Source organism: Vibrio splendidus, from assembly GCF_003345295.1.
In the GTDB taxonomy this organism is placed as follows: domain Bacteria; phylum Pseudomonadota; class Gammaproteobacteria; order Enterobacterales; family Vibrionaceae; genus Vibrio; species Vibrio splendidus_K.
In genome coordinates this window covers 1,817,697-1,841,395 of record NZ_CP031055.1, presented here as the reverse complement: position 1 = coordinate 1,841,395, position 23,699 = coordinate 1,817,697, and the positions used below count along the sequence as shown (strand labels likewise).

The window sequence follows — 23,699 nt, the reverse complement described above, 5'->3', positions numbered from 1 at the left end:
GGAACTCTTATGACAGGACCACAAATCGTTTGGACGCGTATTGATGAGCGTCTACTTCATGGCCAAATTCGAATTACTTGGGGAAAACATTCTGAAGCTAATTTGATTCTTGTAGCTAATGATGACGCAGCTGAAGGACCGAATGCTGCATTTATGCAAGCAGGAATGAAAGCATCTGCTGGTGGAGAATATGCGGTGCGTTTCTTCTCAATCCAAAAAACAATTGATGTGATTCATAAAGCATCACCGAAACAGAAAATTTTCATCTTATGTAATAACCCAACAGACGTTGCGCGTTTAGTTGAAGGCGGTGTTCCGATTACACATTGTAATGTCGGCAACATGCATTATCACGATGGAAAACGTCAAATAGCTAAAACGGTTTCAGTTGATAAAACCGACATATTAGCGTTTGAAAGAATGGTGGATAAAGGGGTGACATGTACCATTCAAAATACACCTGATCAAACACCAATTAACGTTCTCGAACTAGCAAAAACAGCAGCCTAGGTAGGTACTTATGTTATTTGAAGCAAGTTTAGTGGCGGTGTGGGCATTCTTTTGTGGTATCGATAAATACGATGTCGCACTGAATATCCATAGACCACTTATTACAGGGCCAGTTGTTGGCCTAATTATGGGCGATATGCAAATTGGCTTAATCGCAGGTGCAACACTGGAATTAGCATGGTTAGGTCTAGTACCTAATGCTGGAGCTCAGCCGCCAGATGTAACAATGGGTACGATAGCTGCTGTCGCGTTTGCAGTTATGACTGGTCAATCACCAGAAGTGGCAATGGGTGTTGGTATGCCTATCGCTGTACTCATGCAAATGCTGATCATTGGTTTCTTTGCTATGACCTCATTCACTATGGGTAAGGCAGATAAATATGCTGAAGAAGCAAATACGAATGGCATAGATTTTCTTTTACTTTCAACCATTACGATGCGGTCAATGCTCTACGCTGTTGTTGCCTTTCTTACCGTTTACTTTGGTGAGCATGGTGCCGCTTGGATTGATGCCAACGCACCAAAAACATTATTAGAAGGCTTAGGTATTGGCGCGAAAATGGTACCTGCAATTGGTTTTGCAATGTTACTGAAAATTATGTGGTCAAAAGAAGTGGCAGGTGTGTTCTTTATTGGATTTGTAATGACGACTTACTTACAACTACCAATTATGGCCGTGGCAATTTTAGGTGCGTCAGCTGCTGCCTTATATTACTTCTTTAGTGGAAATGGAAATTCAAATCAAGAGCCAGAGGATTTTGAAGATGGTATCTAAAACAGAAATTTTAATTGATGGTGCTGATGAATACCAAGGCACGCAAGTTGCGAATCCGAATAGCTTAGTTGATGGTATTGATGAATATCAAGATACTGAAGTTAGAAAAGTTATTTCGAAAAAGGATTTATGGAAATGCGCCATTCGTGGCTTGTTCATGGAAGGCAACTTTAACTTTGAACGAATGCAAGGTGGTGGTTTTGCTTATTCAATTGTCCCAGCGTTGAAAAAAATACATGGCAATAATAAGCGCGATTTAGCAACAGCAACAAAAAACCATCTTCAATTTTTTAATGCTAGCCCAAAATTGTTTACTTTCCAGCTTGGTACTGCCATCGCAATGGAAGAGAACAAAGAAAAGCCATCCACTGTTAACGTAATGAAAGTAGCAGGTATGGGACCAACGGGTGGGATCGGTGATGCAATAGACCACATGACTCTTATGCCATTGACGCTTGCATTAGGTGCGTCAATCGCAATGCAAGGTTCAATTGCAGGGCCATTTGTATTCTTCTTCCTATATCAAATTGTGCACTTCTTTGTGTATTTTGGTTTGATGTTTATGGGATACAAAGCGGGCACTGCCGCTATGGTTAACATGAGCGATGCGACTGAGAAATTGGCCAAAGCCGCTAATATCATGGGTATCTTTGTTATTGGGGCATTATCCGCTTCCTTTATTAAAGTTCAAACCACGCTTTCGCTTGAACTTGGAGGGAAGGTTGTTGAGTTACAAACTGCGCTATTTGACAAAATCATGCCAAATATTTTGCCATTAGCTCTTGTTTTCTTCATGTTGAAAATGGTGAAAGGAACCGGTTTTTGGGCGAAACCACCAGTATTAATATTCTCAACGTTGGCGGCAGGTGTTGTTGGCCATTACCTAGGTATTTTGTAAGAAAATAAGTGAAATCGGTATAAGGGGGGAGTGATTTCCCCCTTTAATTTCAACAGATTATATAACGCATTGGTAACAGGGATTAAATCATGATTGGTATTGTAGTTTCAGGTCATATTAATTTTGCAACAGGGGTTGAGTCGGCAGTAAAAGCAATTGCTGGCGAGCAAGAACAAATGGAGTTTGTCGATTTTGTTGAATCAATGTCGACCGATGAGTTAGAACAAGCACTGCGAGCTGCGGCAAAACGTGTTGATTCTGGTGAAGGGGTACTTTTTTTAACGGATATCCCAGGTGGTTCTCCTGCGAATCGTGCTTTAACCATTTTAATGGATACAGAAAACGTTGAGTTGATAGGTGGTGCGAACTTACCAATGATTGCTAATGCTGCTTTTGAGCGAGACGACACGACAGTTAAAGAGTTGGTCGTTACCTTATTAGAGATTGGTTCTTCATGTATGCAAGACATGCGATTACAGCTTGAATTGTTTATGGAACCAGAACTTGAATGTGAAGATGGGTTGTAATATGCGTTACGCTTTATGTCCACAAAGGGTCTTTGTCTCTGATGGTATTAAAGAAAATCATTACGTTATTGTGAATGATGGGAAAGTGGAAGCCATAACAGAGTGTGAGCCTAAAGGCTGCGAAATCTTGCCTTTAAAAGGGAAAACATTGCTGCCGGGCTTTATTGATATCCATATACACGGTCGAGCTGGTTCTGATGTGATGGATGGAACACCAGAGGCATTACAAACGATTTCAGACGCTTTGCTTCAAACGGGTGTTGTTGCTTGGGTTGGCACAACTGTAACAGCACCTTGGGACAATATTGTTAGTGCAATTGAGGCCGTTAAATCATGGGTTCAAAACCCACAAGAATGCGGAGCAGAGCTATTAGGTAGCTTTCTTGAGGGCCCCTATTTTACAGAAACTCATAAAGGCTCTCATCCGAGTGCTTATTTAAAATCACCAATGCAACAAGAGCTAGAAGAGCTTCATCTTGTTGGCGGTAACTCTTTATTACGCGTAGCTGTTGCTCCAGAAGCTGATGGAGCGATGGAGGCCATTAAATGGTTGCATGACAGACAGATAAAAATATCGATTGCGCACACAGATGCGACTTTTGAACAAGTCACACAGGCTTATCAATTAGGTGCTGATTGTGGTGTACATTTATTTAATGGTATGCGCGGATTACACCACCGAGAGCCTGGTTGTACTGGTGCGGTTTTATACCATGACATGCTTGCTGAGCTTATTGCTGATGGTATCCATGTGCATCCAGTCATGATGCAACTCGCTTATCGAATGAAAGGCTACCGAAACATCGCACTTATTACGGATTGTATGCGGGCTGGTGGTTTAGATGACGGTGAATATCAACTTGGCGCTCAAACCATCACAGTCACTAATGGTGAAGCAAGAACAAAGTGTGGTTCGCTTGCTGGTAGTACGTGTAGTTTGGATCAAGCTTTGAGGAATATGATTCAATTAAGCGGAGTTCCTGAATGGGAAGCTGTGCAAATGGCAACTTCAGTTCCTGCTAAATACTTAGGAATAGATCAACGTTTAGGAAGCATCGCTGCCGAAATGGATGCAAGTTTTACCGTCGTTAATCAAAATTTTGAAGTACAAAACACAATGATGAAAGGCAAGTGGGTTTATTAACCCTTGCCATTTATATAAATGAAAATATTAAGATAATGTTTAGAGGTTTAAAATGGAAATTCGTCAACCAATTCATAGTGACCATGCAAAACAATTAGATACAACTGGTCTACGCGAGCAATTCCTTATTGAAGGTATGTTCCAAGAAAACCACATTACGCTTACTTACAGCCATATCGACCGTATTATTGTCGGTGGTGTTGTACCAACATCAGAAACGGTTCCATTTGAAGGTGGAAAAGAAATTGGTGTTGACTTCTTTTTGCAACGCCGTGAGTTAGGCATCATTAATATAGGCAAAGCTGGTCGAGTTACCGTTGATGGTGAAACCTTTGAGATTGCTGCACGTGAAGCGATGTACGTTGGGATGGGATCAAAGAAAATCAGTTTTGAAAGTATTGATCCGAAAGATCCGGCTCGTTTTTATCTAAATTGTGCCCCTGCGCATCACGCTTACCCAACTCGTAAAATTACACGTGAAGAAGCCTCTCCTGAAACATTGGGTAACCAAGAAAACTGTAACGTTCGAACCATTTATAAATATCTACATCCTGCGGTATTACCAACCTGCCAGTTATTAATGGGAATGACAGAATTAGCCCCTGGTAGTCTATGGAATACCATGCCTTGCCATACCCATGAACGTCGTATGGAAGTGTACTTATATTTTGATATGAAAGACGACAACATTGTTTTTCATTACATGGGAGAGCCACTAGAGACTCGTCATATGGTTATCCGTAATGAGCAAGCAGTAATTAGCCCTAGTTGGTCTATTCACTCGGGTGTGGGAACCTCATCATATACCTTTATTTGGGGAATGGTCGGTGAAAACCAAACTTTCCATGATATGGACCACGTAGCAATGACTGATATTAAATAGTCGTTTTAATTACATTGTTATGTTGCTGGTGTTCATTGGCAACATATTCTCAAAAGAATAGGGATAAACATGAAACTTTTTGATTTAACTGGCAAAGTTGCCATAGTAACGGGGTGTAATACAGGTCTTGGTCAGGGTATGGCATTAGGGTTAGCAAAAGCCGGTGCAGATATTGTAGGTGTTGGCCACCAAGCAGCACCAGAGACAGAAGAGCAAGTGAAAGCATTAGGTCGTAAATTTCATTACATTACTGCAAATCTGATGGAGCAAGAAGGATTAGAAGAGCTCGTTGCTGAAGCGGTCGAGGTGATGGGGCACGTTAATATCTTAATTAATAATGCCGGTATTATTCGTCGTGAAGATTTGCTCGAATTCTCAGAACAAGATTGGGATGACGTGATTAATATTAACCAAAAGACTTTATTCTTCCTTTCTCAAAAAGTGGCTAAGCAATTTGTTAAGCAGGGAAATGGCGGTAAGATCATCAATATTGCTTCGATGTTGTCGTATCAAGGTGGTATCCGCGTTCCTTCTTATACCGCAAGTAAATCAGCAGTAATGGGGTTAACTCGTGCATTGGCGACTGAGCTTGCAGAGTATAATATCAATGTTAATGCGATTGCTCCGGGTTATATGGCAACAGATAACACAACAGCCCTCCGCGCCGATGAAGCTCGAAATGCGGCTATTTTAGAGCGTATCCCTGCAAATCGTTGGGGATTACCTTCTGATCTTGAAGGACCAGCAATCTTCTTGTCATCATCAGCAAGTGATTACATTAATGGTTATACAATTGCTGTTGATGGTGGCTGGTTGGCTCGTTAATGTAATACAGAAGGATCGGTAAAATGGCATTAGGAACAAAGCAAGACGTATTACAGGCAATGAAACTGGTTTATCGTTACCAAGCTGAAAACCAAACAAGAAGTGTAATAAGACGGAGTGGTAAAACACGTTTTATCAAAGACACGGATTGGGAGCGTGGAGTATTTTGGTCGTGCACCGCCGCTGCATGGAAAGCAACAGGTGATACCGAATATTTAAATGGAGTAAAAGATTATGCCTTACATACAGGGTTTAGAACAGGGCCTAATGCTCGTTTTGCTGATGACCATGTTTGTTGCCAAGCATACCTTGATATCTATCCTGAATTTAATCAACCTGAAGCTTTAGAACCAACCATTAAAGCGTTTGATATTATGGTTAATGAGCCAGAACTAGGCCGCAAAGATTGGTGGTGGTGTGATTCATTGTTTATGGCTCCACCTGCATTTGCCGCGTTATCAAAACAGACGGGTAACTCAAAATACTTGGATTATATGAATACCGCTTTTTGGGATTCAGCTGAGCATTTATTAGATACAGAAACAGGGTTGTATTATCGTGATCATCGCTATATTCCAACGGGAAATGGCGAAGAATTACGAGAAGAAAATGGTAATAAAGTTTTCTGGAGTCGTGGTATAGGGTGGGTATTAGCTTCTGTTCCTCGTATTTTAGCGAATATGCCAGAAGATTATATGAATCGTTCCGAGTACATTACTCTATTTACGCATTTAGCGGCTGAGGTCATTAAATACCAACAGGACGATGGTTTTTGGCGTACTAGCTTATTAGCGCCAGAAAATTTCCCTGCCCCAGAAAGCAGTGCAACCGCTCTGTTTTGTTATGGTTTAGCATGGGGGGTTAATAATGGAGTGTTAGATAAAGAAACCTACTTACCTATCATCGAAAAAGCGTGGACAGCATTACTCGAATGCATTCACGATAACGGTATGATTGGTTGGGTACAGTTACCAGCCTTCAATCCACGTGACGTTAAGTTTGAGCATAACATTGATTATGGCGCGGGCGCTTTCATGCTTGCAGCAACAGAGGTTGTGAAGTTAGCGGAATAAATGCTTCTCAAAATATTGAATAAAAAAGCCGATCATGTGATCGGCTTTTTTATTGTATAAACCTTAATCTTGAGTCGTAAGTTGGAAAGAATAAGACTGTCCCTGTAAACCAGAGGTATTAATGGTAATCGTTGCGCCATTTAGTACCACACGGTTTTCAATATCCTCTTTAATTACAATATCTTGTTTATCAAAGGTAAAGTTTACGCTATCGATAGTCTGAATTGGTTCACTAACTGCAACAGAGAACGTATTTGAACTTTCTTCTTTAATCATAAAGCCCATCATTGAGTTCAGTGTAATAGTATCGGTGATATCCACGGGACTATTTTTCCAATTATTTGCAGCAATGATATTTAAGGTATTTTCTTGTACCGCGTGTGCTTGTTCATCTTGACGTAGAACAGTGACATCAGGATGTTGAGCATAGTTTTGTACAGCATCGTTGCTTTGGTTAGGAAGTAGGGCGTATTGGTAATTTGCTTGATCAGCTTGAGTCAGTGTCGCTTTTAAGTACGAGTCTGAAACATCACCTTTGCTATTGCCAATATCACTCCAATTACCATCTATATCATTTTGGCTTATTGATATAGTTTTAGGCGCTAACATAACGTAGCTTAAATCACTGCTAGCGAGTGTGTCATTACGAATACTAAAAGTGGTTGGTGTTCCTTGATATGGTAGTGCTGTTTGCTCTGTACCATCAATAAATAATTGCGTATCTGCTAAGCGCTTTCTATTTTCAATCGTAGTTATGTTATTTCCATTACTTAGGTCTTTAATGTTAGAACCAAGCATGACGACTTCATTATCAAACATAAACCAAGATTTATAGGCACTTAGTGTGTCACTCCAATTATAAAATTGCATACCAGCAATGCCGTATTGGTTTAGTGCCGTGCTACCAACCCATTGCATGTTGGTATTTAAATTCTTACCTCCTCGCTCACCAGTACAATCGGTCATTATTTGATTATCAACGGTAGTTCCTGGTATGCGAGATGAATCTACGGTTGGCCAATATCCAGTGTAATGATCAAGTTGGTCATTATATAAATAAGTCATACCATCGCCAGTGAACCAACCTTTAAGATTTTCACCATTCATACATTCGTAGTTACCAATACGATATGAGTGCATCACTAAAGCGAAAGCCCAATCATTTCGACGGTGCACAACACGGTCCATTGAAGGGTAGTTGAAGTTACCAATCAGAGGAGCTTTAAGTGAAATCACTGGGTCATTGACAATATGTTGAGCAGCTTGATAAGTGGATACATAGTAAATTTTATCAAAGAAGTTTTGATAAGTATCATCGGTTATTTGGGTTTTGATCAGTGATGACAGTTGTTTATTCTTATCGCTATCTGGTCCATTGGTATAGAACAACATAGAGTTGACAATATTTAATCCAACATCATGATTTTGTTCTGCACTTCGAGAAATAGAGCGACCATTAACCATATCCATCATTGCTCCTTTATACAGTAAAGGTTCATACGATTGGTTAATGATATTGTAAACGGCGCTAATGGTTTGGCTATCCATACTCCAAGGTGAGCCTGCGACTGCGTTCATTTGAATGCCTAAACCACCAAGTAATACATTGCCATATGTGCCGTTATAAGCAATATCAGAATGCTGCAAGAATGACCCATCAGTGTAATAGCCATCCCCTTCGCTAACATATTCAATAACCGCTGGCAGAGCCGCAATTGCTTGGCTGATTTCTTCACTATTGTTTTCAAGCATGCCACGAATAAGTACAACTTGAGCGTTGTCGGTTCGGTTACCGCCAGTTGATTCTCGATAGTTAGGATTCGTCGATTCAGCTGCACCAGGACTGACTCCTAAGTGGGTTGGGTCTGGTGTGAAATAGCGAGTGGCATTAAGGTGATTGGTTATAATGGTTTGGTAATTGTCTTTAATATCATCAAAAAGTAGTACTAAAATGTTATGAATATCTTTTGGAATTGCCAACTCCCATTGCCACCAATTTCCATATTCTAATTGATTAACAAAGTAAAAATTTTGATTTATGTAGTTCATGGCAGTCATGATGTCATTTAGCATTAATTGATTATTTTCTAAGTTGCCATCACGCAAACTATAGGCTTTTGCCATGGTAAATAAACGTTGGTAAGAGCTACGTATATTAGGGCCTAAAGTGTCGCTTTTATCGATTAATGGTAAGTCATCCCATACACCTAAACTGTTTGGTTGCGCTGTCATGCTATCCCAGTTCTTTTGAGCTGAAGTGTTGGTACTGGTCACCATATTTTTTAGTGCTTGATCAAATGTGGTTGTGGGATCTCCTAAATAGTTTTCTGCCCAATTACTTCTTACTTGTTCAAAATCACTTGCTAAATATTGTGCTGACTCAGCATTTTTTTCAGCGTAAGTGCTCCCTGTAAATAGAAATAACATAGAGAGAGCAATCGTATTCAAACGATGTTTTTTGATCATATACATAGTTGATTTCCTTTAAATATTGATTAATTTGTAAGATGCAAAATAACTTTCGATATTTTACGTTCGTAGGTTAACGAAAATAAACTGGTTATTTATCGATCGATATCGCAAATTATTTATTTTTGTTTTCTTTCGTTTGTTTGTGATGTCGATCTTTAAATCTTAAATTACTTTCGTGTATTGTTGCTCTTGCTTTCAAATACTTTCGATAGGGATCGTTATGGCTTCTAATGCACAACATGCTGCTTTTCATATGATGGCAAAACCAACCAGTTTTCATTGCAACTTGAAATGCGATTACTGCTTCTATTTAGAAAAAGATGGCGTAGTGAACAAGACGAGATCTGAGCCAAGTGAAAATATGTCGAATGGAATGCTCAAACGCTATGTACGTGATTATATTCGTTCACATCAGGGGCAAGAGGTCGATTTCTCTTGGCAGGGTGGTGAGCCAACATTAGCAGGCTTAGATTTTTATCGAAATGCAGTGAAATATCAGCAGCAGTATGCTGAAGGTAAAACGATTGCTAATAGCTTTCAAACCAATGCTGTAGCCATTAATCGTCAATGGGCTGAGTTCTTTTCTCAACATGATTTTTTACTTGGTGTTTCTATTGATGGGATTGCTGAGGTTCATGATAAATATCGTATTTCAGTTAATGGTAAGCCTACGTTTGAGCGGGTGAAGCGAGCACTTGAATTATTAAAAGAGTACAAAGTTGAATTTAATACATTAACGGTGATTAACGATCAAAACTGGCAACGCGGTAAAGAAACGTATCTAGCATTAAAAGATCTCGGTTCAACTCATATGCAATTTATCCCAATTGTTGAAGTTAATGCGAATTGCCAAGAGCCAACTAGGGGGCATTATTCTCCACAGAAAAATGCAGAGTTAGCACACTTCTCTGTGCCTTCTCATGGTTATGGTCAGTTCATGATGTCAGTATTTAATGAATGGCTTAAAGAAGATGTAGGCCACATTTTTATTCGTATGTTTGACAGCATTTTAGGCAGTTGGATGGGTTACCCTGCATCGACCTGTGTTCAATCAAAAGAGTGCGGACAAGCGATGGTAATTGAAGCTAATGGGGATGTTTATTCTTGCGATCACTATGTTTATCCCGTAAATAAATTAGGAAATATTGAGCAGACGACATTGGCTCAAATGGCGACAAGTAAACAACAAAAAAGGTTTGGCACCGCAAAATCTCTTAAATTAACGAGTCAATGTGAGACATGCGATGTGTATCGTTTATGTCATGGAGGCTGCCCTAAACACCGACTTGTTTCTCTTGATGGAGAAAAGCATAAACACAATTACCTTTGTGAATCCTATCAGCAAATTTTTACGCAAACCGCACCTGCTATGCATTTAATGTCGCAAGCCATACAACAAGGTGGGACGGCGATTGACGCGGTATCCCTTATCAAAAATACCCTACGGATCTAATGCAACAATATAAATTTAAAAATAATAACAAGGAGTGAAAAATGAACCTGTCCTCATCGAAGAAGACAGTAATTGCAAGCCTAGTCGCTGCTGCCTGTGTAGCAGCACCTTCGCTTTCTTATGCTGTAAATCAAAATCCTGATCAACCTAACGTGCTACTTGTCGTGATGGATGATTTAGGTACGGGCCAACTTAATTTTGCCCTAGACAGTTTAGATAAAACTGAGTTAGCTAAACGCCCTGTACCTGTTCGGTATCAGGGCGATTTGGATAAGATGATCGATGCCGCACAACGAGCAATGCCAAATGTTGAAAAACTGGCGGCGAATGGCGTTAAAATGACTAACGCATTTGTTGCACACCCTGTTTGTGGTCCATCTCGTGCAGGGATTTTTACTGGCCGTCATCCAACCAGTTTTGGTACATACAGTAATGATGATGCTAAATTGGGTATCCCTTTAGATATCAAATTATTGCCAGCGCTTTTCCAAGAAAATGGTTACCGAACGGCGACGATTGGTAAATGGCATAATGCTAAAATTGCTGGGAAGAATCTAGTTGATGAAGATAAACGCACCCGTGATTACCATGATAATCAAATAACAGTAACACCAAAAGGTTATGGACCAGAAGATCGTGGTTTCGATTATTCATACAGTTTTTACGCATCGGGTGCCGCTTTATGGGATTCACCAGCTATTTGGCAAAATGGTAAAAATATCTCTGCTCCGGGTTATTTAACGCATAATTTAACCGATCAAGCACTGAAGTTTATTGATGAAAGTGGTGACAAACCTTTCTTTGTTAACCTCGCATTTAGCGTGCCTCATATTCCATTAGAAGAAGCATCTCCTGCAAAATACATGGATAGATTTAATACTGGTAATGTTGAGGCGGACAAGTATTTTGCGGCGATTAATGCAGCAGATGAAAGTCTTGGCATTATCATGGATAACTTAGAGAAGAAAGGAGAGTTAGATAATACCATCATCTTCTTCTTATCTGATAACGGAGCCGTTCATGAGTCGCCAATGCCAATGAATGGAATGGATAAAGGCTTTAAAGGGCAAATGTATAACGGTGGTGTCAGAGTTCCATTTGTCGCTTATTGGCCAAAACACATTCCAGCTGGTGGTGAAAGCGATTCACTGATCTCAGCATTGGATATTTTACCAACGGCTCTAGCTGCGGCAGGCATTGATATTCCTGAAGATATCCAGGTGGATGGTAAAAACATTATGCCTGTTTTAGAAGGGAAGACGGAAACATCACCTCACCAATACTTATATTGGGCAGGCCCTGGCGCGAAACATTACAGTGAAGAAAATGATGCGTTCTGGTATGGCTACTGGAAGTGGATCACCTATGAAACCAATACAATTCCGAATAACCCAAATTTAGAAAAACTGTCTAAAGGCTCATGGGCGATTCGTGATCAAGATTGGGCGTTGTATTTCTATGATGATGGTTCAAATAAGGTGAAGCTATTTAATGATAAAGAAGATCCTTCAGAGTCGATTGATTTAGCCAAAAAATACCCTGAAAAAGTGAAAGAGATGAAAAATGCTTTCTATAACTGGATTAAAGATAAACCAAAACCAGTTGCTTGGGGCCAAGATCGTTATCAAATCTTAACTGAATCAGCAAAAGACTAAGTTAACGTTTTTTCTAAGCCACATGACCACCGTGTTTTGTGGCTTTTTTCGTTTTGAAAGGACAATAAATAATGAAGGTAGAAATTGAACCACAAACGTTGCGGTATCAGCCCAAGAAAATAAGAGAAACGAAGCGCCCAACAATTGCTTATGAGCATCCAAATGCGCTGACCTATTTAAAATCGATGAAAGAAAATATCATCAGACTTGTAAATAAAAAATCACTATATACTCAACATGATGAGTATGTAAAAAACGTATTTATGGATGAAAGAGTCAATTTAAAATATCACTGTGAATCTATTGTTAGCTATATTGCAGAAGCTTTTATACATTATTCTGTGTGGGATCATAGTCATGCTTATTATCCGGGAAGACCAAGTCAACAAACAGCCAGAACTGATGCATTAGAAGGAACAAGTCGAACGTTACCAACATTAGCTGCATGGTTACACGCTAACGGGAAAGTTAATACGATTATTACTGGATTGAACCAACAACCCATTTTAGTACCTGAGATTTTACGTAAAGCCTTTTTAGCAGGCACCAACCCGCAACATAAAGGCTACTGGGGAACGCTGCACCATTGTGATCAAAAAGTATGTGAAAGTGCAGATTTAGCACTGGCACTATGGATGAGCAAAGAGTGGGTTTGGGATTGTTTTTCAATCGATGAAAAGTGTCAAATCGTAACTTGGTTTAAACAGGTTAATCAGTGTGAAACCGTTGATAATAATTGGCACTTGTTTGTACTTACCGTGCAAATCGTAGTGAAAGCGTTAATTGGTGAAGATGAAGTCCAATACGACAAATACGAAAGGGTAAAAGAGTTTTATGTCGGTGATGGGTGGTTTCGTGATGGGGCAAAAGGAAATTACGACTACTATAATGCGTGGGCTTTTCATTACAGTTTGTATTGGTTTACTCAAATAGATGTTGATTTTGATTCTACTTTTATAAAGAGTGCATTATCTGATTTTGTTGGCAATTATCGTTATTTCTTTGGTAAAGAAGGATTCCCTTTTTTTGGGCGTAGTGCCTGTTATCGCTTAGCTGCTGCTGCTCCATTATTAGCGGCTGTGGATCTACAAAGCGACAAGATAACGATTGGTGAAGCGAAAAGAGCTTTTCATTGTAACTTGAAATATTTTATTAGTAACGGTGCGTTAAAAGCAGGATTACCCACACAAGGGCTGTTTGATGAGGATGTTCGTTTAGTTGATAACTACAGTGGCCCGGCTAGTAGTTTATGGTCATTAAGAGCCTTGAATATCGCTCTGTTTTGTGGCGAAAAAATTAACCTTTGGCAAGCAGAAGAAGCACCACTAGCGATTGAGCAAGGAAATTTTGAGTTAGATATTTCTGCTATTAATATGAAAATACTGGGTCTATATGAAACTCAAGAAGTGATAGCTATATTTAAAAATGAATATATTCAAGATCAATCTCCGCTTAGTAGACGCTTACTTGCACCATCTCGATGGGCACAAACAACAGAGAAAATAACTGGGCGGGCAAACAGACCAAAGAATAATTTATTAAGAAAAGGGGTAACTTGCTACTCATCAAAAATGGAATCATTCTTTTAGAGTTCAAATTTTTATTAAATTGAAATGGTACAGACCACCCAAAGTATGTTTCCTCGTGCTGGGTTAAATCCATTAGAGCGAGAAGAGGTCATGGTATTTCTTGAAGCTAACGCTAAAGACGCGCAGTAATGTAAATCATTTCTCGTTTTATTTAAGCCCAAATAGCATGGCTGCTGTTTGGGCTTTTTATGCATAAAGATTAATATAACAAGCAATGAAAGGTTTCGAAAGTTCATTTTGCGCATATTATGGGATTTAATCTTACCTAATTGCTTTCATTTGCTTTCGTTAATTTTTCATTCTGTGATCTTGCTCATCTTATTTATGTTTTCTTTCGAATAATATTACAACGAAAGTAAACGAAGAATTTAACTTGAGGTTATTATGTTTCTTGTATCATCCCGTGAAATGCTCCACAAAGCGCAGTTGGGTGGTTATGCCGTTCCTGCATTTAATATCCATAATTTAGAAACGGCTCAGGTCGTTGTTGAAACTGCTGCAGAAATGCAAACACCAGTTATTCTTGCTGGTACTCCCGGAACATTTTCTTATGCCGGAACTGATTACCTAATCGGTATTTGTAAAGAAGCCGCAAAACGTTACCACATGCCTATTGCACTGCATTTAGATCACCATGAATCGTATTCTGATATTCAGAAAAAAGTAGAAGCAGGGATTAAATCAGCAATGATTGATGGTTCTCATTTAAGCTTTGATAAGAACATCGATCTCGTTCGTAAAGTAGTTCAATTTTGTCATCGTTGGGACTGTTCAGTAGAAGCTGAATTAGGTCGTTTAGGTGGACAGGAAGACGATTTAATTGTTGATGAAAAAGATGCAATGTATACAGACCCAGACGCAGCGGTTGAATTTATTAAAGCGACGGGTATTGATTCCCTCGCTATTGCTATCGGTACCGCACATGGATTGTATAAAGAAAAACCGTGTTTAGATTTTGACCGACTAGGAATTATTCGCGGTAAAACTGACGTACCTTTAGTATTACATGGTGCATCAGATGTGCCCGATGAAGATGTACGTCGTTGTATTGAATTAGGTATTACTAAAGTAAATGTGGCGACAGAGCTAAAAATTGCTTTTTCAGATGCGGTGAAATCTTACTTTATCGAAAACCCGGGGGCGAATGATCCTCGTCATTACATTATCCCGGGTAAAGAAGCGATGAAAAAAGTCGTTCAAGATAAAATTCGAGTGTGTGGCAGTGAAGGGAAGCTGTAATACGAGTTTTGTTCCATTTTAGCCTTATATGGTTTTGCCGCATTGATTTAATCAAACCCTCTAATTGAATCAATGCGGCTTTTTTTTAGGTTATTGTATGAAAAAGACGAAAATTGCCATTATTGGCGAATGCATGATTGAACTCAGTGGGAATGCGTTCTCTACACAAACTCAATCTTTTGGTGGTGATACGCTTAATACTGCGGTTTACCTCTCTCGCTTACTTCCACATGTTTCCCCTTATTATCTAACGGTGTTAGGTCAAGATCAGTACAGTTCCTTGATGCTAAAAGCGTGGGAAAAAGAAAATATAGATTGTTCGCTGGTATTGCGAGATCAAGAGCGCCTCCCCGGTCTATATAGCATAAATATTGATGATGAAGGTGAACGTGGTTTTCATTATTGGCGAGACAATTCGGCTGCAAAGTATATGTGTCAGCACCTTTTATTTGTGCCTAATATCGCCAAAATTATGGATACAGACATTATCTATTTATCTGGTATTTCATTGGCTATTTTACCGACTCATGACCGTGAAGTTTTATTCGACGTATTAGCGACATTAAAAAAACATGGTGCAACGATTATTACGGATTCTAATTATCGTCCAAGATTATGGAAAAATAATCTGGATGCAAAGTTTTGGTTAGATAACTTATACCGATTAAGTGATATCGCTTTAGTGACAGGAGATGATGAAGAATTACTCCTTGATAAACCGAATATGCTAGAAAAAGAAGTCGCGGATCGACTGCATGCACTAGGGGTGGGGCATGTGGTCGTGAAGCTCGGCGCTAAAGGTGCGATGTGGTCAACTCTTGAGGGAAAATCCGGCTATGTTGATGGGGAGTCAGTCGATAAGCTTGTTGATACGACAGCTGCTGGGGATTCATTTAATGCGGCTTATATTGCGGCATACAGTCAAGGTGCGTCCATGGCTGAAAGCTGCGTTTGGGGTAATCGCCTTGCATCTCAAGTCATTCAGCACAAAGGAGCCATTATTCCTATGGACTACTTACAAACACTAATTACAGATATGGGACAGATTAATGAAAAATAATTTATGGATAGAAACGTTAAGAGCACTTCGTGTTATGCCTGTGATTCAAATTGAGAATGCAGAAGATGCAGTGCCGTTAGCTAAAGTGTTAGTTGAAAATGGATTACCTGCTGCTGAAATTACCTTTAGAACTGAAGCGGCAGAAGAGTCAATTCGTCGTATTCGTCAAGCGTATCCAGATATAGTGTTATGTGCAGGAACCGTATTAACCAAAGAACAAGCGCAGCTGGCAACAGAAGCCGGTGCTGATTTTGTGGTTAGTCCAGGATTTAATCCAAATACCGTTCAATATTGTTTAGATAATGATATTAAAATCATTCCAGGGGTTAATAGTCCAAGCTTAGTAGAACAAGCATTAGAGATGGGGTTATCTGCATTAAAGTTCTTCCCTGCAGAAGCTTCAGGCGGTTTGAATATGTTGAAGTCATTAACGGGACCTTATGGAAATATTCAGCTCATGCCTACGGGTGGAGTGAATCCAAATAATCTACTTAGTTACTTAGCCATTCCTCAAGTTATTGCTTGTGGTGGTACATGGATTGCTCCAACTGAAGCGGTTCGAAATCATGATTGGGACATTATTGCTAAAAATGTACGTGAAACTTGTTCTTTAGTGATGGGTAATGAAGATGGAAAATAATCAAATGACAAAGCACGTAGGGGTATTGCTTGCAGATGGTTTTGAAGAGGGAGAAGCGATTGTTTTTATCGACATAATGCGTCGCTTAGATATCAAAGTTGATGTGCTCTCTTGCATGGAAACGACGGCGTTAAAAACCTATTTTGAAACACGAATATCTGCGGATTATACGCTAAAAGACAAAAAAGATGTTCTCTATGATGCAGTTATGATGCCTGGAGGGCCTAAAGGAACGGATAACTTATCTGCAAATTCGATGGTTATTGATTTTCTAAAGCATCATATAGAGAAAGACAAATACATATGTGCGTTATGTTCATCTGGAGCTAAGGTACTAGCCGCTAATCACCTTCTTAATGGACGAAACTACACGACCGGTGGTGGACTGGAAAAGAAATTTACTGATGGTTGTTTCCAAGATAAGAAAGTGGTTGTTGATGGAAAGTTCATTAGTGGTAAAGGTCTTGGCGTAAGCTTTGAGTTTGCTTTTACTGTAGCTAAGCATCTTTTGTCTGATAATGTTGAAAAAGTAGAGTGGCAAGCACAGCACATTTATTTTGAATAAACGTGGGCTAATTATTTCTATCATGGAGGTGAGTAGGTTTCAATAACTGCAACTTATCTCAAAACTTAAATCTGACTCTGTATCGTATACATAGTGCGATACTTAATGAATACTTTCCATAGAAAGACCACAAGTACAGACTTGCAGTAAATCTATCAAGCTGCGATTGAAAAAGAAGCCCTACCGGCACAAGAGCATTTTGGTGATAAATGGGATGACAAGTCGTTCAAATAAGTCGATCGTGACGGCTCTTTGGAATTATCTCTACATTTTGTCCAGTGAGCCTCAAAATATCCGTAAAGCAATTTACATGATGAAAGCGATTGAGTCACTTAATTGAACGATTAGACAAGTAACTGATAAACGTATAGAGCCAAACGTTTTCGTGACTGAAAGTTCAGTGAAGTACTAGCCTTGAAAGGAACTAAGCCATTTGGTGCGGCCGAGTTCCCCCCGAACTCGACCTGTTCCAGACGCGCAAGCAAAGGCGTTTGGTTTCTGGCTTACTCATAAATTAACCAATTTCAGTTTGTTGTGTAAATAATCAATAGCTTGGCAACTGATAGGTAGGTCGTATTTTGCTGTGCAAAAGCATAGAAATGAATGATGGCGAGAGTGAGGGCTGAACTCATGCAAGGAGGCTGACGTATTGAAGTGCGAGGGCTGACACAATATGAAACATAGCTTGCTAGTTTATAATATCGTTAAATTTAAATTTGTAGGGATTTATAACTAGCTAGTGGAGTGTGCTAGTTTTAAGAGTTGGTCATCTTTTATTCTGGTGTTATACACTGCTTTTAAATTTAAATTAGATTTAGTGTCTGAATTATTAAATCTGACGGGATAAATGATTGTTTAATGTTGATTTGGCAAGATCTTCAAGTATCCTTTATGTAAACAAAACGTTAAATATCGAAAGTAAATTAACAATCATTAAGGAGTCGATGATGTTACATGCTCACGAAAATACCCTACATATTACCCACCTCAGTAACCACGCAGTTGAGGAGTTGTCACCATCATTCTCTAAGCTACCAAGCACAGAGCATGCGGATGGCCAGTTTCGATTGAGAAGATACTCGGTGGTTCAATTCAGTAATGGACAAGTCGTTGAGCAAGACAAACATAACTTTGTTCAGTCTGAAAACATTAATCACTTTCAAGGTGACGTCGTTCGTCAGTTCGAGCCGATTGAAGCGAATATTTTAGGCAGTGAAGGCATGCAAGAAATGTGTGAACTGTTTATTGAAACCAACGGACTTGAAGACGGGCAAGAAATCGAAATCCATCAGATTCGTATTGCCGCTATTTTTGAAGAGACACAAGTTGCTCCAGAAGGTGTTCACCAAGATGGTTTTGACCACATCGCTTTAATCGGTGTGAACCGACATAACATTGTGGGTGGTGAAATCATGCTGTATCAAGACTCACATGAAGCACCATTTTTTAGAAAGGTGTTAGGTGATGGCGAGGTTGCGATGCTGGCAGACAGTAAGCTTTGGCACAATGCACAACCGATTCGCACCATAGACCACGATGAGATGGGCTATATGGATGTGTTTGTTCTAACAGCTAAGGATGCGCGCAATGTCCTTCACTCTTAATGATGTACGCCAACAGTTTAGTGCTTTAGGCCAATATCATAACGGCAAGCCTGTGACCTTTTTTGATGGTCCGGGTGGATCTCAGGTGCCTGAGAATGTTTTAGCTTCGATGACCGAATACCTAGGCCATTTCAATTCAAACCTAGGCGGCCACTATTTTTCTAGCCAAAAGACCACGGGCTTAATGCAGCAAGCGCGAGAAGCGGCGCAAGCACTGCTTAATGCGGAGTCTTCTGGCAACGTTGTGTTCGGTGCGAACATGACATCGCTGACCTTCCAACTTAGCCGAGCGATCAGCCGCGATTGGAAAGAGGGCGATGAGGTTATCGTCACGGCGTTAGATCATTACTCAAATGTATCGAGCTGGCAGCAAGCGGCAGACGACAAAGGCGCGATTGTTCGCCAAGTTCGCGTAGACGAGTCGGATTGCAGTTTGGATATGGCGCATTTTGAATCGCTACTTAACGAGAAAACCAAGCTTGTCGCGGTGACGTTTGCTTCGAACACGACAGGCTCAATTGTCGATATGGCGAAAGTTATAGAGCTTGCACATCAACATGGTGCGCAGGTTTATGTTGATGCTGTGCATTACGCGCCACATCACTTGATTGATGTTCAGCAACTGAATTGTGATTTCTTAGCGTGTTCAGCGTATAAGTTCTTCGGCCCGCATGTTGGCATTGCTTATGTTGCGCCTCAATGGCTACACACGTTAAAGCCTTACAAGGTTGAGCCTGCAACCAATATAGGCCCAGGTCGATTTGAGACAGGAACACAAAGCTTTGAAGGCCTTGCCGGTGTGATTGCGGCGGTAGATTACTTGGCGCAGTTAGGCGATCCCGCCGATTCATTGCGTTCTCGTTTAGAGCAAAGCTACGTGCTGTATAACAAGCACGAGAGCCAACTCAGTGAGTACTTCCTTAAACGCTTGGCCGACCTTGAAGGGGCAAAGCTTTACGGGAAAACCGAGTTTGATTCGAACCTAAGAACCCCGACGTTTGCGGTTACCTTTGAAAACCATTCTCCAGAGCTCATCGCTAAGAAGTTGGGTGAGCATAATATCTGTGTGTGGAATGGACATTTCTACGCATTAGGTTTGGTGAAACAGTTGGGTATTGAAGAGCAGGGCGTGGTGCGTATTGGTTGTATGCATTACAACTCGATTGAAGAGATCGACTTGTTGTTCAATGTGCTCGAAGGGATCTTGCGAAGCCACTAGCAGAAGTAATTAGCAAGAAGTCACTAGCACCTTAGTGGTGACAAAATTAAAAAAGAGCATGCTTCTCTCAAGAATATTGAGTAGGAAGTATGCTCTTTTTGTTTCATGAACTTATATCTGTTTAGCAAAGTCTATTAAGACTAAAGCCGCTAATCGCTAATCGAAAAAGCCCTTGATTTAACTAAGACAACTGCTTAACGAGGGCTGCACCTACTGCGTGCGCACTGGTTGGGTTCTGACCGGTAATCACTCGCTCATCAACAATTACAAGCTCATGCCAAGGTTGAACCTTGTTGAAACGCGCTGCGCTACGAGCAAGAGATTCTTCCAATAAGAATGGAATGTCATTGATGGTGCCAAAGTCGATCTCTTCTTCACGAGTAAAGCCAGTCACCGATTTAGAGCTTAATAGCTTCTCGCCATTGCTTAGAACAATCGGAAGCAGTGCTGCTGGGCCGTGACATACTGATGCAATCACACCACCATCTTCATAATGTTTAGCTGCAATCGTTGCGAATTGCTCGTCGGTTGCTAAGTCAGAAAGTAGGCCGAATCCACCTGGGTAGAAGATAGCATCGTAGCTTTCAACGTTTACTTGGCTTACAGGAATCGTGTTGTTAATGCGGTTCTGGAAGTCATCGTCAGCCAAGATCTCTGCGTTTACTGAATCACCTTCAATATCGGTTCCGTACAATGGGCCTTTACCACCCTTGATAGACGCGATGTCGTACTCAAAACCCGCAGCAATGATCTCTTTCAATGCATGAGTCAGTTCTGGAGCGTAAGTACCGTTCGCTTGGTCTGTATCGCCTAATGTTGCGTGGTTAGTCACTGGGATTAGTATTTTTTTCATGATTCGTTCCTTTGAGCACGTTTGTTTGGTTTCAGCGTCGTTGTTTTGATTTAGATACCGCTGTTTCGTTACCTGTAATACTAGTAGTAAACCATTTGAGTGATAATATGCCGAGTAGGCAAAACATTATTGCTATATAGCAATAGTGGGTGTGAATTAGTCGGATGTGAACTCGTTAGATGTAAACAGGTGAAGTATGGATAGCTTTGAAGGTATTAATGAATTTGTAGCGGTAGCTGAGTGTCACGGCTTTTCTGCGGCAGCAAAACAGCTGGGTTGCAGCACCAGCCATGTCAGCCGCCAAGTCTCGAGACTAGAAGAAAGGGTAGGCGTGGCGTTGTTGGCGCGTTCAACTCGTATGGTGAGCTTGACCGAGTCTGGGCATACCTATTATCAGCAATGCAAAGATCTGGTTATCGGGCTGCAACAGGCGAATGAACAAGTCACGTCTCAACAAGCTCAGCTGAGCGGTACTTTGCGTGTGAGTGCTGCGGGTGCGTTTGCTGAAAATCATGTTGCCGCGGCGCTGATGGAATTTGCGAAAGACCATCCTGATCTGACTATCGAAATGAACTTCAATACCAATATGGTTAACTTCATCGAAGATGGTATTGATTTCGCGATTCGTTATGGCCGACTTGATGATTCGGGTTTGGTGGCAAGGAAGCTGGTGGATCGCCCGATGGCAGCGGCCGCGAGTCAGAACTACATCGACCAATTCGGTTCTCCAACACAGCCAGAACAGTTGAAGTTACACAGCTGTATTATTGCTAACAGTGATCAGTGGTTGTTTGAGAAAGACGGAAAACCGTTAAATGCGGTGCGCGTGCATGGGCGTTGGAAAAGCAATAACTCGAGTGCGGTACTTAAAGCTTGTGAAGAAGGGCTTGGCATTGTTTATCTTCCCAAAAGCAGCTTCAATGGCGGTCTTGACAATGGAAAGCTCGTTCCAGTGCTAGAAGAATATTGGGGAGCAGGAACCAGCAGTTGGATCGTATACCAGAACCGTCGCTTTCTTCCACAGAGAGCAAGGTTGGCTATCGACTTCTTAGTCGCTTACTTTTCGGATTGGAATGAATAACCGACAAGGTTTCAAGCTAACAGCCAACAAGATAGAAGTGAATAACGAACGGATTTGAAAAGAGTCGTGATTAGCTCTAGCTACCGACTTTAAAGCGGAAAACAGAAAAGCTAATGCTTACATAGATATACGTTATCTTTTTTTGTTTTTTGACGCGAGTAATAGGATTGAGATACTTGTCTACTTTTAGTGACTCGTGTTAGCGATAGAATTGTAGAGAAGCCTGTAGCAGTACGATATACTAGATACCATATTAATGCCCCTAACGCGTGAAAGATTGTGTGGAAGCGTTGGCAGGATGTGTTGTTATGCTCCAGTTTGTGGGGTGTAGCGAGAGTGCGGAGTTGGCAATGTCTTCAATAAATTTCGAATCCACGTACGGTGTAATAACTATTCAAGATATGAATGTAGTTAGTGTTGACGCTAATTATGCTCGCATCTATGGATACCAATCACCCGAAGAACTACTTACTAATATAGATAGCTTCCTAGATCTAATCTCAGAAGAATACCATGTTTTAGCCTATCAAAATTACCTTGAAACGATCAGTGGTCAACGCGATCCGCAGGTTCACACCTATGTTAATGTTGATCGCAATGGTCGAGAGTTCACAGTATTCTCTATTGACCATGTGACAGAGTGGCAAGGTCGGCCAGCACTGCAAGTCACGGTGATCGATCTTTCCCCTGCGATTCAGCTACAAAATGCGGTGCGTGAACAAGATAAGATGTATCACGATATGATCATGCAATCAGGGCAGGGCATCTTGGTTCACCGAGAGTTCAAACCGCTGATGGTCAATCAATCGTGGGTTAAAATGCAGGGTGGTTCTTCCATAGAGCAAGTTTTAAAGCTGGACTCTATCCTTACATTGGTGCCAAAACAGAATACGGATGGTATCAGTAAGCACTATCAAGCGATCGTGTCGGGTGAGTTGTCGGGAACCAGCACTGTGGTTGAAAACATTGGTTTCGATGGCATTCATCGATTCTTCAATATTTACGATAATGCGATTACTTGGCGAGGTCAGCCGGCTGTTCAGGTTGTGCTCGAAGATGTCACTCAAAAAGTGATGTTGGAAAAGCAATTGGTTCATCAAGCGAATTACGATGAAATGACTGACTTACTCAATCGCAGAGCGATTTATGAGTGGTTAAGGGAACATATTGCCTCTGATACTCATGTCGTCAGTATGCTGCTTGATATCGATGACTTCAAATCGATCAATGATGCTTACGGGCATATGGTGGGCGATGAGGTTATTTGCGCATTGGCTAACATTACTAAACGTAATGTTGAGAGAGTGGGTGGTGTGGCAGGCCGCTGGGGTGGAGAAGAGTTTATTCTCTTTATTCCCAATGCGTCACCTAACGTTTCGCGAGAAGTTTCTGATCAGATCCGACAGCAATTTAATCAGGTCGAGTTCAAAGTGGGCGAACAGATTCGTTTTAATGTGAGTGTGAGTATCGGAGTGAGTGACAGTCGATCTTGCGAAGGAAAAGTGTCCATCGATGCACTCGTCAACCTCACAGACCAATCTTTGTATCGAGCCAAAGCGAATGGAAAGAACTGCGTGTGCGGAGAAGTGGTTGCGCATTAACGTCTAAAACCGTCATCCAAAGACGAATAGAAT

At 40.7% G+C, this 23,699-nt stretch carries 21 protein-coding genes; 19 read left to right on the top strand and 2 right to left on the bottom strand.

The window, feature by feature from the left end; all coding sequences use genetic code 11:
* Positions 1 to 9: 9 nt before the first annotated feature.
* The 8 genes from agaV (at position 10) to DUN60_RS08015 (ending at position 6,635) form a co-directional block, all read left to right on the top strand.
* Positions 10 to 510 (top strand): PTS N-acetylgalactosamine transporter subunit IIB, encoded by a 501-nt coding sequence (gene agaV / locus DUN60_RS08050; protein WP_061012464.1) that lies wholly within the window; start codon positions 10 to 12, stop codon positions 508 to 510.
* Positions 511 to 520: 10 nt separating this feature from the next.
* Complete coding sequence (agaW, locus tag DUN60_RS08045; protein ID WP_060993203.1) at positions 521 to 1,285, top strand: PTS N-acetylgalactosamine transporter subunit IIC; 765 nt, start codon at positions 521 to 523, stop codon at positions 1,283 to 1,285.
* Complete coding sequence (locus DUN60_RS08040; protein ID WP_114633702.1) at positions 1,275 to 2,183, top strand: PTS system mannose/fructose/sorbose family transporter subunit IID; 909 nt, start codon at positions 1,275 to 1,277, stop codon at positions 2,181 to 2,183. Before agaW ends, DUN60_RS08040 begins: the two co-directional genes overlap by 11 nt.
* 89 nt (positions 2,184 to 2,272) lie before the next feature.
* Positions 2,273 to 2,710, top strand: coding sequence for a PTS galactosamine/N-acetylgalactosamine transporter subunit IIA (agaF, locus tag DUN60_RS08035; protein WP_114633701.1), 438 nt, complete (start codon positions 2,273 to 2,275; stop codon positions 2,708 to 2,710).
* 1 nt (position 2,711) lies between these two features.
* Complete coding sequence (nagA, locus tag DUN60_RS08030; RefSeq protein WP_114633700.1) at positions 2,712 to 3,854, top strand: N-acetylglucosamine-6-phosphate deacetylase; 1,143 nt, start codon at positions 2,712 to 2,714, stop codon at positions 3,852 to 3,854.
* 52 nt (positions 3,855 to 3,906) lie between these two features.
* Positions 3,907 to 4,737 carry a 5-dehydro-4-deoxy-D-glucuronate isomerase gene (gene kduI, locus DUN60_RS08025; RefSeq protein WP_114633699.1) on the top strand — a complete coding sequence of 277 codons (831 nt, stop codon included), beginning with the start codon at positions 3,907 to 3,909 and terminating at the stop codon, positions 4,735 to 4,737.
* 69 nt (positions 4,738 to 4,806) lie between these two features.
* On the top strand, positions 4,807 to 5,562 hold the full coding sequence (gene kduD, locus DUN60_RS08020; RefSeq protein WP_114633698.1) for a 2-dehydro-3-deoxy-D-gluconate 5-dehydrogenase KduD: 756 nt from the start codon (positions 4,807 to 4,809) through the stop codon (positions 5,560 to 5,562).
* Positions 5,563 to 5,585: 23 nt separating this feature from the next.
* Positions 5,586 to 6,635 carry a glycoside hydrolase family 88/105 protein gene (locus DUN60_RS08015; protein ID WP_114633697.1) on the top strand — a complete coding sequence of 350 codons (1,050 nt, stop codon included), beginning with the start codon at positions 5,586 to 5,588 and terminating at the stop codon, positions 6,633 to 6,635.
* A gap of 63 nt (positions 6,636 to 6,698) precedes the next feature.
* Here the strand turns inward: DUN60_RS08015 and DUN60_RS08010 are convergent, their stop codons facing one another.
* A complete protein-coding gene (locus tag DUN60_RS08010; RefSeq protein ID WP_114633696.1) occupies positions 6,699 to 9,107 on the bottom strand; it encodes a polysaccharide lyase 8 family protein in 2,409 nt (802 codons plus the stop codon).
* A gap of 220 nt (positions 9,108 to 9,327) precedes the next feature.
* Here DUN60_RS08010 and DUN60_RS08005 point away from each other — a divergent pair, with 220 nt between their 5' ends.
* The 9 genes from DUN60_RS08005 (at position 9,328) to DUN60_RS07965 (ending at position 20,131) form a co-directional block, all read left to right on the top strand.
* Complete coding sequence (locus tag DUN60_RS08005) at positions 9,328 to 10,560, top strand: anaerobic sulfatase maturase (protein ID WP_114633695.1); 1,233 nt, start codon at positions 9,328 to 9,330, stop codon at positions 10,558 to 10,560.
* Between the two features lie 41 nt (positions 10,561 to 10,601).
* Positions 10,602 to 12,215 (top strand): sulfatase family protein, encoded by a 1,614-nt coding sequence (locus DUN60_RS08000; RefSeq protein WP_114633694.1) that lies wholly within the window; start codon positions 10,602 to 10,604, stop codon positions 12,213 to 12,215.
* 71 nt (positions 12,216 to 12,286) lie between these two features.
* Positions 12,287 to 13,804, top strand: coding sequence for a DUF2264 domain-containing protein (locus tag DUN60_RS07995; protein ID WP_114633693.1), 1,518 nt, complete (start codon positions 12,287 to 12,289; stop codon positions 13,802 to 13,804).
* A 384-nt stretch (positions 13,805 to 14,188) separates the two neighbouring features.
* Positions 14,189 to 15,043 carry a tagatose bisphosphate family class II aldolase gene (locus DUN60_RS07990; protein ID WP_005423588.1) on the top strand — a complete coding sequence of 285 codons (855 nt, stop codon included), beginning with the start codon at positions 14,189 to 14,191 and terminating at the stop codon, positions 15,041 to 15,043.
* Positions 15,044 to 15,140: 97 nt separating this feature from the next.
* The gene (locus DUN60_RS07985; RefSeq protein ID WP_114633692.1) at positions 15,141 to 16,103 is read left to right on the top strand and encodes a sugar kinase; all 963 of its coding nucleotides are present in this window, start codon (positions 15,141 to 15,143) and stop codon (positions 16,101 to 16,103) included.
* Positions 16,093 to 16,743 (top strand): bifunctional 4-hydroxy-2-oxoglutarate aldolase/2-dehydro-3-deoxy-phosphogluconate aldolase, encoded by a 651-nt coding sequence (locus DUN60_RS07980; RefSeq protein WP_114633691.1) that lies wholly within the window; start codon positions 16,093 to 16,095, stop codon positions 16,741 to 16,743. Before DUN60_RS07985 ends, DUN60_RS07980 begins: the two co-directional genes overlap by 11 nt.
* Positions 16,733 to 17,308, top strand: a complete 576-nt coding sequence (locus tag DUN60_RS07975; RefSeq protein WP_114633690.1) for a DJ-1/PfpI family protein — start codon at positions 16,733 to 16,735, stop codon at positions 17,306 to 17,308. Before DUN60_RS07980 ends, DUN60_RS07975 begins: the two co-directional genes overlap by 11 nt.
* 947 nt (positions 17,309 to 18,255) lie before the next feature.
* A complete protein-coding gene (locus tag DUN60_RS07970) occupies positions 18,256 to 18,912 on the top strand; it encodes a 2OG-Fe dioxygenase family protein (RefSeq protein ID WP_029223539.1) in 657 nt (218 codons plus the stop codon).
* Positions 18,896 to 20,131 carry a cysteine desulfurase-like protein gene (locus DUN60_RS07965; protein WP_114633689.1) on the top strand — a complete coding sequence of 412 codons (1,236 nt, stop codon included), beginning with the start codon at positions 18,896 to 18,898 and terminating at the stop codon, positions 20,129 to 20,131. Before DUN60_RS07970 ends, DUN60_RS07965 begins: the two co-directional genes overlap by 17 nt.
* A gap of 181 nt (positions 20,132 to 20,312) precedes the next feature.
* Here the strand turns inward: DUN60_RS07965 and DUN60_RS07960 are convergent, their stop codons facing one another.
* Positions 20,313 to 20,984: a type 1 glutamine amidotransferase domain-containing protein gene (locus DUN60_RS07960; protein WP_012603695.1), complete on the bottom strand. Its 672-nt coding sequence runs from the start codon at positions 20,982 to 20,984 to the stop codon at positions 20,313 to 20,315.
* A 196-nt stretch (positions 20,985 to 21,180) separates the two neighbouring features.
* On the opposite strand from DUN60_RS07960, the gene DUN60_RS07955 reads away from it, so the two are divergent.
* Both DUN60_RS07955 and DUN60_RS07950 read left to right on the top strand, forming a co-directional pair.
* Positions 21,181 to 22,065 carry a LysR family transcriptional regulator gene (locus tag DUN60_RS07955; RefSeq protein WP_114633688.1) on the top strand — a complete coding sequence of 295 codons (885 nt, stop codon included), beginning with the start codon at positions 21,181 to 21,183 and terminating at the stop codon, positions 22,063 to 22,065.
* Between the two features lie 401 nt (positions 22,066 to 22,466).
* Positions 22,467 to 23,666, top strand: coding sequence for a sensor domain-containing diguanylate cyclase (locus DUN60_RS07950; RefSeq protein ID WP_114634312.1), 1,200 nt, complete (start codon positions 22,467 to 22,469; stop codon positions 23,664 to 23,666).
* Positions 23,667 to 23,699 lie beyond the last annotated feature (33 nt).